This window comes from Methylobacterium sp. P3_A11 (assembly GCF_056403155.1).
This window is the reverse complement of sequence record NZ_JBFUGA010000029.1, coordinates 1-13485: the sequence shown is the minus strand read 5'-3', so window position 1 is coordinate 13485 and position 13485 is coordinate 1. Positions and strand designations below refer to the sequence as shown.

Here is a 13485-nt window from a genome sequence, read left to right as displayed (position 1 = left end):
GATCCTGTTGTGAGTTGGGCGGCTCTCTACAGGATCGCCGCCGGCTTGTCGATTGCCGTCGGCTGCGATCAGCGACGGCCCGCGCCGGGCGGCTCGCGCGCCGCCTCGGCCTCGGGCAGCACGCAGGCCAGCAGGAACGTCGCGAGGTCGTCCGTGATGTGGTCGATATGCGCCTCGCGCACCGCCTCCTGCTCGAACGCCTCCCGATAGGGATCGGCGACCTTCGGCACCACCAGCACGGTCGCCATGCCGAGATCGTGCGGGACCGCGAGGTTGCGGGCGATGTCCTCGAACAGCGCCGCGCGGGTCGGCTCGACCGCGTGCTTGCTCAGGAACCGCTCGTAGGTCGCCCGTTCCGGCTTCGGGACGAAATCGGCGGCGGCGATGTCGAACACGTCCTCGAAATGGTCGAGGATGCCGAGCTTGGCGGCGACGTTCTCGGCGTGGCGGCGCGAGCCGTTGGTCAGGATCAGCTTGCGCCCGGGCAGCCGCTCGATCGCCTGGCCGAGGGCCGTGTCGAGCTTGATCGACGAGTGGTCGATGTCGTGGGCGAAGTCGAGGAAATCGTGGGGATCGACACCCGCCTCGATCATCAGCGCCGACAGGGTCGTGCCGTAGCGGTGATAGAAGTGCTTCTGCAGCGCGCGCGCCGAGAGTCCGTCGAGCCCGTAGAGCTGCATCACGTAGAGGGTGATGCGCTCGTCGACCTTCGGCCAGACCTCGGCGTCGCTCGGGTAGAGGGTGTTGTCGAGGTCGAACACCCAGGTGTCGACGTCGGCGAAGTCGCGGGCCGCAGGCGAGGTGAACTGGGCCTTGTCGGGGTGGTGCACCGGAACCCCTCAGGTTGCTGATACCTGCCAAATCTGTGGACCGGAACGGTCAAGCTCGCAAGTTTGCCGCTTGTCCGGGCCTTGCTGGGCGGGCGGGGTACGACAATGCGCGGCGGTCGCGGGATGTTGCGGTCCCGGATCCGCGCCGCATCGCCCCGGGCGGCGACGCGGCGCGCGGGCGGTTCGGGACTCAGCCCCGTCGGATCAGCGTGCCGGCGCCGTAATCGGTGAACAGCTCGAGCAGCACGGCGTGGTTGACCTTGCCGTCGAGGATGACCACCGCCTCCACACCGCGCTCGATCGCGTACATGCAGGTCTCGATCTTGGGGATCATCCCGCCCGTGATGGTGCCGTCCGCGATCAGGCGCCGGCAATCCTCGACGGTGAGTTCCGGAATCAGCTTCTTGTCCTTGTCGAGGACGCCCGGGACGTCGGTGAGCAGCAGCAGGCGCTTGGCCCGGAGCGCGCCGGCGATGGCCCCCGCGAAGGTGTCGGCGTTGACGTTGTAGGTCTGGCCGTCCGCCCCGTAGGCCACCGGGGCGAGAACCGGGATCAGCTCGGCCTTCAGCACCGCGTCGAGGACGCCGCGCTCGACGTGATCCGGCTCACCCACGAGGCCGAGATCGATGGCCTGCTCCTGATGGCTCTCCGGATCGACGACGGTCTTCATCGCCCGCTTGGCGCGGACCATGTTGCCGTCCTTGCCGCACAGGCCCACCGCCCGGCCGCCTTCGGCGGAGATCCAGCCGACGATCTGCTTGTTGATCAGGCCCGCCAGGACCATCTCGACCACCTCGACGGTGGCCTCGTCGGTCACGCGCAGGCCGCCGCGGAACTCGGACTGGATGCCGAGCCGGTCCAGCATCCGGCCGATCTGCGGTCCGCCGCCATGCACGACGATCGGCTTCAGCCCGGACTGTTCCAGAAGGACGATGTCCTCGGCGAAGTCCTCGGCCGCGGCGCGGTCACCCATGGCGTGACCGCCATATTTGATCACCACGATTTCCTGGTCGTAGCGCTGCATGTGGGGCAGCGCCTGGGCCAGGACCTCGGCGCGCACGTGCACGTTCGGCAATTCGGTCATCGCGGTCCTTCGCCGATCCTCGGGTCGGGTCTTCGGGGGCGGATCCGGGCCTCCCCGTCGGGCGGTGGCGCTTCTACAGGAAGCCGCCCGCGCTGCGAAGCCGCCCCGCGCAGGATGACGGCGGCGGGGCGCGTTCCGGCGTCCGGCGCGCGGCAGCCGAGCCACGCTGTCAAACCACAGTCATGCTTTGCGGGTGTTGCATTCGCGTGACAGACTGGAGGCGATCCAGGCTGGCCCGGCTTGCATCGTCGAACGGCCGGGATCATGTTGCATCGCAGCAAGCCGCTGGGCGAGCTGCCGGGAGAGCCCGATGCGGATTGCGATGATTGGGGCCGGATATGTCGGCCTGGTCTCCGGAGCATGTCTCGCCGATTTCGGCCACGCGGTGGTGTGCATCGACCGCGACTCGGACAAGATCGCCAGCCTCGACGCCGGCCGCATGCCGATCTACGAGCCGGGCCTCGACGCGCTCGTCGTCGAGAACGTCCGGCAGGGCCGCCTCGCCTTCGGTTCGACCATGCGCCAGGCCGTGGCCGAGGCCGACGCGGTGTTCATCGCGGTGGGGACGCCGTCCCGCCGCGGCGACGGCTTCGCCGACCTGAGCTTCGTGTTCGACGCCGCCCGGGAGATCGCCGGGGCGCTGTCGGGCTTCACCGTGGTGGTGACCAAGTCGACCGTGCCGGTGGGAACCGGTGACGAGGTCGAGCGGATCATCCGCGAGACCAACCCCGAGGCGGCGTTCGCCGTCGTTTCCAATCCCGAGTTCCTGCGCGAGGGCGCGGCCATCGCCGACTTCAAGCGCCCCGACCGCATCGTGGTCGGCGCTGAGGACGCCCGGGCCGAGGCGGTGATGCGCGAGGTCTACCGGCCGCTCTACCTCAATCAGGCGCCGATCATGGTGACGTCGCGGCGCACCGCGGAGCTGACCAAGTACGCGGCGAACGCCTTTCTGGCGGCCAAGATCACCTTCATCAACGAGATCGCGGACCTGTGCGAGGAGGTCGGAGCCGACGTCCAGGCGGTGGCGCGCGGCATCGGCCTGGACAACCGGATCGGGTCGAAGTTCCTGCATGCCGGGCCGGGCTACGGCGGCTCGTGCTTTCCCAAGGACACGCTGGCGCTGGTCAAGACCGCTCAGGACGCCGGCACCCCGCTGCGGCTGGTCGAGACAGTGGTGGCCGTCAACGACCAGAGGAAGCGCGCCATGGCGCGCAAGGTGATCAAGGCCTGCGGCGGTTCGGTGCGGGGCAAGACGGTGGCGCTGCTCGGCCTGACCTTCAAGCCCAACACCGACGACATGCGCGACGCGCCCTCGCTGGCGATCGTGGCCGGCCTGCAGGATGCCGGTGCGCGGATCCGCGCCTACGATCCGGAAGGCATGGAGCAGGCGCGTGCCCTGATGCCGGCTGTGGATTATGCCGAGAACGCCTACGCCTGCGCGGAGGGCGCCGACGCCCTGGTGATCGTCACCGAATGGAACGCATTCCGGGCGCTGGACCTCGACCGCCTGCGCCAGACCATGTCGTCCGGCGGATCGGCGCCCGTGCTGATCGACCTGCGCAACATCTACGATCCCGAAAGCGCCGCCCGCCACGGTTTCACCTATTGCGGCGTCGGACGAACCAAGCAGAGCACGGCACGGAGCGCGTCTTGAGGGTCTCGGGCGCGGCCGACGGACCCGAATTCCTGTGCGGGATCTGCGCCCTGTCGCGAAGATCTCTTTCGGAAGCGACCCCGATGCCGCTAGACGGGCCGCGGCCGCAGAGGCGCAACTGTGGCTTTCTCGTGATCGAGGCTGCGTCTCAACAGCCGGTGCAACGGTTCAATCTTGGCTTTTTGGCCGCAGGCATTGGATAAGCCCGTGATGAATACATGTCACAGCCTCCGGCAATTTTGCCATCGAGGGATGACCTCGCCTTGGGGCTGGTTGGACACCGCAATGGTGCCACAGTAAGGGGTGAGAGGGTACTCACTCGTCGAGAGCCGAGCCGACTTCCGATAACGAGCGTGTGCGAACCGAACGTGACACAACGTACAGACATTGCGATCGTCGGACGCGCATGCCGACTGCCCGGAGCCCCCAGTGTGGACGGGCTGTGGTCACTCCTGTCCGCTGGACGCTGCGCCGTCAGCAAGGTGCCGGCAGACCGCTTTTCCCTGGAGCGGTTCGCCCACCCCCGCGCCCATGAGCGCGGCAAGAGCTACACCTGGGCGGCCGGTGTCATCGACGACGTCTGGTCGTTCGATCCGGCGGTGTTCGGCATCTCGCCCCGCGAGGCCGAACAGATGGATCCGCAGCAGCGGATGCTGCTGGAGCTGACCTGGGAAGCCCTCGAGGACGCGGGTCTGCGCCCGTCGAGCGTGGCCGGCAGCAACATCGGCGTGTTCGTCGGTGCGTCGTCCCTCGATTACGGCAACCTGCGCATCCTCGACGCGCCGTCGGGCGACGCCTACGCGGCGACCGGCAACACGCTCTCGATCATCTCGAATCGCATCTCCTACATCTTCGACCTGAAGGGTCCGAGCTTCACGGTCGACACGGCCTGCTCGTCCTCGCTCGTCGCCTTCGACAACGCCGTCCAGGCGATCCGGTCGGGCCGCGTGGACACCGCCGTCGTCGCCGGCGTCAACGTCCTGGCGAGCCCGTTCAACTTCATCTGCTTCTCCAGCGCGCAGATGCTCTCGCGCACCGGCCTGTGCCAGGCGTTCTCCAAGAACGCCGACGGCTACGTGCGGTCCGAGGGCGGCGTGGTTTTCGTGCTGCAATCGGCCGAGGCCGCGCGGCGCAACGGCGCCACGGTCCGCGCCGTCGTGGCGGCCTCGGGGATCAACTCCGACGGGCGCACCACCGGAATCTCCCTCCCCTCGGGCTACGCCCAGGGTGCCCTGCTGGAGAAGGTCTACCGCGAGGCCGAGATCGGGCTCGACGACCTCGCCTTCATGGAGGCGCACGGCACCGGCACGCCGGTGGGCGACCCGATCGAGGCCTCGGCCATCGGCTCGAAGCTCGGCCGCGGCCGGCAGGCGCCGCTGCCGATCGGCTCGATCAAGACCAATATCGGCCACACCGAGCCGGTCTCGGGCCTCGCCGGCCTGATGAAGGCGACGCTGGCGCTGGAGCACGACCTCGTGCCGCCGTCGCTGCACGCGGCCGAACTCAACCCCGAGATCCCCTTCGGCGAACTCAACCTTCAGGTCGTGCGCGCGCCGCTGAAGATCGGCCGCGGTTCGCGCGAGCGCTTCGCCGGCGTGAACTCGTTCGGGTTCGGCGGCACCAACGCCCACGTGGTCATCACTGACGCCCCCGCCTGGGCGAAGGCTCCCGAGGCCGCTCCCGCGCCCGCCGCGCAGGTGCTCCTGCTTTCGGCCCAGAGCCGGGCGGCCCTGAACGAGCTGGCCCTCGACTACGCCGAGCGCCTTGAGGCCGAGCCCGCGAAGGCCGCCGCCGTGGCCGCCGCGGTCGCGCATCGCCGCGAGCGCATGTCTGCCCGCCTCGCCGTGGCGCTGGACGGCAAGACCGACGTCGCCGCCGCCCTGCGCGCTATCGGCGAAGGTGAGGACACCGCGGACGCCTTCACCGGCACCGCGGTCGACCGCGTCGCCGAGGTGGCCTTCGTCTATTCCGGCAACGGCAGCCAGTGGGCCGGCATGGGCCGCGAGGCCTACGAGGAGAACCCCACCTTCCGGGCCGCCTTCGACCGGATCGACACGCTGTTCCAGGTCCATTCGGACTGGTCGCTGAAGGAAGCCCTCTACGCCGACGACCTGGACGGGCGCCTCGCGCTCACCAGCGTCTCGCAGCCGCTGATCTTCGCGATCGAGAGCGCCTCCACGGCCGCCCTCAAGGCGAAGGGCCTGATCCCCTCCTACGTCCTCGGCCACAGCGTGGGCGAGATCGCGGCCGCCGAGGCCGCCGGCATCCTGAGCCTGGAGGACGCGGTCCGGGTCATCTACTACCGCAGCCACCACCAGGAGACGACGCACGGCCAGGGCACCATGGCGGTGCTGCTGATGCCGGCCGAGGAGGTCGAGTCCTTCCTCAGGGATTACCCGACCCTCGACATCGCCGCCTACAACAGCCCGAAGGCCGTCACGGTCGCCGGGCCGGTGGCGGATATCGACGCCGCCCTCAAGGCCCTGTCGCGCAAGCGTCGCCGCGGCCGCAAGCTCGACCTCGCCTACGCCTTCCACGGCCGGCTGATGGACCCGACCGAGAAGCCGCTCCTGCGCGATCTCGCCGGGCTGAAGGCCAAGACCGGCACCACCGCGATGGTCTCCACCGTCACCGGCAGCGTGCTGGACGGGTCCCATTTCGGCGCCGGCTACTGGTGGCGCAACATCCGCGAGCCGGTGCGCTTCTGCGAAGCCGTGCAGGACGCCACCCGCCGCGGCGCCCGCGTCTTCGTCGAGGTCGGCCCGCGCGCGACCCTCATGTCGCATGTCGGTGACGCAGTCGAGCCGCTGGGCATCGAGACCGCCACGGTCGGCGTGATGCACCGCAAGGCCTCCGGCGGCGACCCGATCGCCAAGGCGGTCAGCGCCGCCCTGGTCCAGGGCGCGCAGGTCGACGAGAGCCTGCTGTTCGGCGACGCGCCGAAGGGCGACGTGCCGCTGCCGACCTATCCGTGGCAGCGCCGGCCGTTCCGCCTCGCCGACACCACCGAGGGCGTCGGCGCCATGAGTCCCCGCCCCTACCACCCGTTGATCGGGTCGCGCACGACCTTCGACGGCCTGGAATGGAACGGCTTCGTCGATCCGGCCACGGTGCCCGAGCTCGAGGATCACAAGGTCGACGGCCAGGTGATCATGCCCGGCGCCGGCTTCGTCGAGATGGCGCTGTCCTGCGTCCGCGAGGCCCTGCGCGACGACGAGATCGTGCTCGCCGATTTCGAGATCGTGGCGCCGATGGTGTTCGCCGAGGATGCCCTGCGCGAGGTCGCGGTGCGCCTGTCGGGCTCCGGCAACGGCATCCAGGTTCTCAGCCGCCCGCGCCTGACGCAAACGCCCTGGCAGCTCCATGCCCAGGCCAAGATCGTCGAGGGAACCTTCTCGGCCCCCAAGACGCCGGACCTGGACGGCTTCAGCTTCGAGACCGCCGGCGACCACGTGCTCTCCGGCGATGCGCTCTACGCCAAGGCCCTCGCCTCGGGGCTGGCCTTCGGTCCGAGCTTCCAGCAGGTGGCGATGAGCGCCCGGCTGGACGACGCCACCATCGTGTCCGACCTGCTGCCGGCCGAGCCCGACACCCGCTACGCCCTCGTGCCGAACCGGCTCGACGCCTGCTTCCACGGGCTGATCCTGCTCTTCGCCGACCTGCTCGGCGAGAATGGCGGCAAGGCCTACATCCCGGTGCGCTTCGGCGAGGTCCGGCTGCTGCGCCCCGGCGCGGTGATCGCCCGCTCGATCATCCGCACCCGGCGCTGCAACGAGCGCTCGATCCTGGCGGACTTCACCCTGCTCGACGCCGACGGCGCCGTGATCGCCACGATCCGCGAGGGCCGGTTCCAGGCCCTGCGCGCGAAGAGCGGCGGCGACCTCTCGGCCTTCGCGATCTCGCAGGTGCCGGAACTCGCCACCGAGCCGACGGCGATCCCGATGGAGCGCCGGCCGAGCGTGGCTGCGCGGCTGCGGCCGCTCGCCGCCGAGGCCAAGGGACCGGCCGATGCCGCCCTGTCGCCGGGGCACCTCCTCCTGGAGGGCTGGGCCACGTCGCTCGCCTACCGCCTCGCCTACGGCCTGGCGCAGGGCGAGACCGTCTCGGTCACCGACCGGCGCGTGCCCGAGGCCTTGCGCCCCTGGCTCCTGAACGCCCTCTACGCCCTCGAGAGCAGCGGCCTCGCCGAGCGCGCGGGGGAGAACTGGACCCTGGGCGACGGTTCCGCGCTCCCGGCCCCCGACGAGATCATGCGCTGGATCGCGGGCGACCACCCGGATCTCTCGGCCGAACTGGTGCTGATCGCCGATGTCGGCGCCCTGGTCGACCGCCTGCTCGCCGGCAAGCTGACCGATGCGCCCGCGCTGCCGCAGGGGGCGATCGACGCCTTCGTGCTGCGCTCCGCCACCGCGCGGCACGGTGCCGACGTGGTCGCCAAGCTGATCGAGCGCAGCCGCGCCCTGCTCCCGAAGGAGCGGGCGCTGCGGGTTCTGCAGGTCGGCTTCGGTCCGCTCTCGGCGCAGACCGCGATCTTCGCGGACGCCGCCGAGGCCCGGCTCACCGTCTTCGAGACGGACCGCAGGCTCGCGGAGCGCGCCCGCCTGTCGCTGGGCCGCGCCGCCGCCGTGATCGAGGCCGCGGATGAACTCGCTCCGGCGAGCTTCGACCTGATCCTGGCCTCCGGCAGCCTCCACCGGGGCGACCGGTCCCTGCCGGGCCAGCTCGCCGGGGCGCTCGCCACCGGGGGGCTGCTGGTGGCCGTCGAGCCCGGCGCCTCCCTGTTCCGCGACCTCGTGTTCGGCCTCACAGCCGGCTGGTTCGAGGAGGCGGTCGGAGGCCTGCCCGTAGGCCGTCTGGAGGACATAGAGGGCTGGCAGCGGACGCTCAGCGCCCACGGCCTCGTCAAGGTCGAGGTCGAGCGGGCCGCGTCCGCCAACGGTGACGACCTGCTGCTGACCGCCGAGGCGCCGGTGCGCCCGGGGCCGGCCCCGGCTCAGAGCTTCGCTTTCGTGATCGGCTCGGACGACGAGTTCGCCGCCGAGACCGCCTCGTCCCTGGCGACCCTGCTGGTCGCGGGCGGCGTGCACGTCTCGATCATCCTGGACTCCGAGACCTCCCTGATGGAGCTGGAGAAGGAGACCCCCGACACGGTGGTGTTCCTGGCCGGCGCCTTCACCCGCGGCGGCGAGGCGGCCGAGCGGCTGCGCGACCGCTGCCTCAGTCTGAAGCGCTGCACGGAGCATCTCGGCGCCCGCCAGACCAAGCTCTGGGTCGTGGCGCCGGGCGCCACCCGCGACCGCGGCGGCCAGACCACCAACATCGAAGCCGGTGTCTGGGCCTTCTCCCGCACGCTCGCCAACGAGGCCCCGAACCTCGACGTGCGCCGGATCGACCTCTCCCCCGAGATGTCGTCGAAGCGCGCCTCCGAGCGCCTGCGCGACCTCATCCTCTCCGGCACCCCGGAGACCGAGATCGTGCTGGACGACGAGCGGACCCAGGTCGTGCGCTTCCATGCCGGCCGGCCACAGCACCGGGATCCGGCGGATGCCGTCCCGGCCGGGGCCGCGCGTCTCGAGCGCAGCAACACCGGCGGCTTGAGCGAGATGGTCTGGGGTCCGGCCGAGCGCCGCACCCCCGGCAAGGGCGAGATGGAAATCGCGGTGGAGGCCACCGGCCTCAACTTCCGCGACGTGCTCTGGGCGCTCTCCATGCTTCCCGAGGAGATCCTGGAGGACGGTTTCGCCGGCCCCCGCCTCGGCCTCGAATGCGCCGGCCGCGTCACCGCCGTCGGTCCGGGCGTGAAGGGCTTCAAGGTCGGCGATCCGGTCGTCGCCTTCGCCCAGTCGGGCTTCGCCACCCACATCGTGGTGCCGGACCTCGTCGTCGCGCCGATGCCTCACGGCCTGGACCCGATGGCGGCCGCCACCGTGCCGGTGGCCTTCCTCACCGCCTATTACAGCCTCGTCTCCTGCGCCCGGATGCGGCGCGGCGAGTGGGTGCTGGTCCATGGCGGCGCGGGCGGCGTCGGCCTTGCGGCCCTGCAGATCGCCAAGCTGAAAGGCGCACGGGTCATCGCCACGGCGGGCTCCCGCGAGAAGCGGGCTCTGGTGAAGGCGCTGGGCGCCGAGCACGTGCTCGATTCCCGCTCGCTGGCCTTCGTGGACGAGGTCCGGGCGATCACCGGCGACGGCGTCGACATCGTCCTGAACAGCCTGTTCGGCGAGGCGATGGAGCGCTCGCTCAACGCGCTGCGGCCTTTCGGCCGCTTCGTCGAGCTGGGAAAGCGCGACTACGTCGCCAACACCCATATCGGCCTGCGCCCGTTCCGGCGGAACCTCAGCTACTTCGGTGTCGACCTCGATCAGGTGATCCAGCACCAGGGCGACGACGGCGCGCGGATGTTCCGCGAGGTGATGGCCCTGTTCAACGACGGCGGCCTCAAGCCGCTGCCGTACCAGCCCTTCACGGCAGCCGAGACCTCGGACGCGTTCCGGCTGATGCAGCAGTCGGGTCACATCGGGAAGATCGTGATCAGCCCGCCCAAGGCCGGCACGATCATGAAGGAGACCGGCCGGCCGTTCACGGTCTCGGCCGAGGGTGTCCACCTGCTGACCGGCGGCCTCGGGGGCTTCGGCCTGGAGGCGGCGCGCTGGCTGATCGACCGGGGTGCCAGGCACCTCGTGCTCGCCGGCCGCAAGGGCGCGGCCACCGACGAGGCCAAGGCCATCGTCGCCGAACTCGCCGGCCGGGGCGTGACCGTCGAGGCCAAGGCGGTCGACATCACGAGCCGGGCCTCCGTAGACCGGCTCATCGCCGGGATCGAGCAGGGCGGGAAGAAGCTGGCCGGCGTGCTGCACGCCGCCGCGGTGCTCCAGGACGGCCTGATCTCCAACATCGACGCCGCGGCGCTCGACGCGGTGATCGGCCCGAAGGTGATCGGCGCCCAGCACCTGGACGCCGCCACCCGGGACCGGAGCCTCGACTACTTCGTCCTGTTCTCCTCGGCCACGACCTTCATCGGTAACCCGGGTCAGGGCTCCTACGTGGCCGCCAACGGCTTCATGGAGGGCTTGGCGCGGCAGCGCCGCCGCCGCGGCCTGCCGGCCCTCGCGGTCGCCTGGGGCGCCATCGGCGATGTCGGCATGCTCGCCCGCAACAAGGCAGTCATGGAAGGCCTCGCCGGCCGCGTCGGCGTCACGCCGATGGAGGCCCGCCGCTGCCTCGACCTGATGGCCGAGGCGCTGGGGAGCCAGGGTACCTCTCCGGACGAGGCGGTGATCGCCATCGCGGCGATGCACTGGGGCAAGGCGCGTGAGCGGCTCGCCACCATGCGTTCGCCGAGCTACGCCGAACTCGGGACCGACCAGCAGGCCGAGGCCGGCGGCGTCCAGGCGATCAACATCGGGGCGCTCCTCAAGGGCGGCGACATCGATGCGGTCCGCAAGACCGTGTCGGACGCGATCGTCGAGGACATCGCCCGCATCCTGCGCCTGCCGAAGGACGACATCAGCCGCGTGCGCCAGCTCTCGGAGATCGGCCTCGATTCGCTGATGGGCGTCGAACTCGGCGCCAGCCTGCAGGAGCGCTTCGCCCTCGACGCGCCGCCCGCGGGTCTGTCCTCGGGCATGACCGTCAACGAGCTGTCGGAGTCCTTAATTCAGGCGGTTTCCGCGCCCATGGACGAGGCGGCCGGCGTCGCGATGAGCCTCGTCTCGAAGCATGTCGGCGGTGAGATCGATGCGCAGATGATGGCGCCTCTCCGGGAACTCATCGAGCAGACGTCCAGCGAGATCAAAGAGACCAACTCATGACTGATACGGCACGGCCGGACGGCGGGCGCGCGGCGCTCGCCGGCTTCGTGACCAACCGGCTCGGGCGCGCCACGCCGCGCCCGGCCCCCGTCAAGGCGGCCTCGCCCACCGGCAAGTCGGCTGCGCAGAACTTCGAGAATCTGCCGGGCTACCGCGAGCTCAAGCTGCAGCGCCAGGCGGCCGAGTTGATCGGCCTGGGCAACCCTTTTTTCCGGGTCCACGACGCTAAGGCCGGGGCGACCACCCGGATCGACCAGAAGAGCTTCACCAACTTCTCGTCGTACGACTATCTCGGCCTGAACGGTCACCCGCGGGTGAGCAACGCGGCCCGGGAGGCGATCGAGGCCTACGGCACCTCCTCCTCGGCGAGCCGCGTCGTGGCGGGCGAGCGGCCCGGCCATATCAGCCTCGAACAGGCTTTGGCCAAGCACTACCACTCCGAGGGCTGTGTCGTGATGGTGAGCGGGCACGCCACCAACGTCACCACCATCGGCGCCCTGCTGGAAGCCGGCGACGTAATCTTCCACGACGCCCTGTCCCACAACAGCATCGTCACCGGCGCGCAACTTTCCGGAGCGCAGCGGCGGTCCTTCGCGCACAACGACCTCGACGCCCTGGAGACCCTGCTCCAGTCGACCCGCCACGAGCATCGGCGGGCGCTGATCGTCGTCGAGGGCCTCTACAGCATGGACGGCGACGCGCCGGATCTCGCCGGTCTCGTCGCCCTGAAGAAGCGCTACGACGCGTGGCTGATGGTCGACGAGGCGCACGGTCTGGGCGTCACCGGCCGCACCGGCGCCGGCCTGTTCGAGCATTGCGGTGTCGATCCCAAGGAGGTCGACATCTGGATGGGCACGCTCTCGAAGACCCTGTCCACCTGCGGCGGCTACATTTGCGGCCCGATCGCGCTGATCGAGTACCTGAAGCACTCGGCCGGCGGCTTCGTCTACAGCGTCGGCATGTCGCCGCCGCTTGCCGCGGCCGCGGAGGTGGCGCTGGCCGTGATGCATGCCGAGCCGGAGCGGGTCGAGCGCCTGCGCCAGAACGGCACCCTGTTCCTGGCGACCGCCAAGAAGCTCGGCCTCGATACCGGCTTCAGCCTCGGCCTCGCCGTTGTGCCGATCATCGTCGGCGACTCGCTCAAGGCCGTGACGCTCTCGGACCGTCTGTTCCGCCGCGGTATCAACGTGCAGCCGATCATCCATCCGGCGGTGCCGGAGCGGGCCTCGCGCCTGCGCTTCTTCCTCACCTCCGAGCACACTGCCGACCAGATCCGCGATACGGTGACCGCGGTGGCCGAGGAGCTGGCGGCGATCGACAAGGGCGGTTCCCTGATCGAGCAGCTGCTCGCGAAGCGGGTCTGAGCGCAGCTCGGACACTCCGCGCGTCGGAGCCATAGAACGAGACAGGGCGCGGATGTTATCCGCGCCCTGTCTTCGTTTCGGGTCACACCGCGCGACGCCACTGTGCACGTCACGCGGCGGGCCGGGAGCCGCCGCCGGCCCGGAAGCCGGCGGTTGGGTCAGTTCTTCGTGTAGGCGTAGGCGGTTGCCGCCGAGGCCACCGGCCCGGTGACGCCGTTGAAGGCGGTGAGCACCTTCTGGACCTCGGTGAACGGCGCGTTCGACACGTAGATCAGGTCGCGGTTGCGCATGCGGAACGCCTGGGACACGAACAAGCTGTTGGGGTCGCGCATGTCGATCCGGTAGACCACCGGCACAAGCGGCGTGCCGAGCAGCCGCGAGCCTGGGCTGAGGCGGCGAACCACGCTGGCCGGCTCGAATCGGAAGATGAACGTGCCGGACGGATCGGCGGCGAAGTCCGACAGGCCCCGCGCCTTGGCCAGCGCCTGTGCCAGGGTGATGCCGTCGGCCTGGAACGGCAGCTCGGTGCTGTTGCCCAGCGCGCCCACCGCGATGAACGTCTGCGGATCGCGCACCAGGGTGAGCACGTCGTTGGGCCGCAGGTAGATGTTCTCCTTGGGGTTGGACACCACCGTGGTCAGCGGCACTGTGGCGGTGAGCGGCCCGCGCGAGAGCCGCACGAAGGTCTCGTTGACTGGGGCGCGGTTGCCGCCGGCGGCGGCGATGACGTCGAGGATGCGGT

General features: G+C 70.3%; 5 protein-coding genes and 1 pseudogene. 3 read left to right on the top strand and 3 right to left on the bottom strand.

The features are described from left to right. Positions 1 to 68: 68 nt before the first annotated feature. The gene (locus tag AC1DXK_RS11635) at positions 69 to 830 is read right to left on the bottom strand and encodes a pyrimidine 5'-nucleotidase (RefSeq protein ID WP_457107215.1); all 762 of its coding nucleotides are present in this window, start codon (positions 828 to 830) and stop codon (positions 69 to 71) included. 190 nt (positions 831 to 1020) lie between these two features. Further along, entirely contained in the window at positions 1021 to 1914 is an 894-nt protein-coding gene (gene argB, locus AC1DXK_RS11630) for an acetylglutamate kinase (RefSeq protein WP_457107216.1), read from the bottom strand. Between the two features lie 310 nt (positions 1915 to 2224). Between argB and AC1DXK_RS11625 the strand changes: the two genes are divergently transcribed. The 3 genes from AC1DXK_RS11625 to AC1DXK_RS11615 all read left to right on the top strand — a co-directional run bounded on the left by AC1DXK_RS11625 (position 2225) and on the right by AC1DXK_RS11615 (position 12743). Continuing rightward, positions 2225 to 3568 (top strand): UDP-glucose dehydrogenase family protein, encoded by a 1344-nt coding sequence (locus AC1DXK_RS11625; RefSeq protein WP_457107217.1) that lies wholly within the window; start codon positions 2225 to 2227, stop codon positions 3566 to 3568. 368 nt (positions 3569 to 3936) lie between these two features. Then, complete coding sequence (locus AC1DXK_RS11620) at positions 3937 to 11379, top strand: type I polyketide synthase (RefSeq protein WP_457107218.1); 7443 nt, start codon at positions 3937 to 3939, stop codon at positions 11377 to 11379. Then, positions 11376 to 12743, top strand: coding sequence for an aminotransferase class I/II-fold pyridoxal phosphate-dependent enzyme (locus AC1DXK_RS11615; RefSeq protein WP_457107219.1), 1368 nt, complete (start codon positions 11376 to 11378; stop codon positions 12741 to 12743). Before AC1DXK_RS11620 ends, AC1DXK_RS11615 begins: the two co-directional genes overlap by 4 nt. Positions 12744 to 12901: 158 nt before the next feature. Here AC1DXK_RS11615 and AC1DXK_RS11610 read toward each other — a convergent pair. Then, positions 12902 to 13485: pseudogene (locus AC1DXK_RS11610) on the bottom strand (polysaccharide biosynthesis/export family protein); the annotation flags it as partial.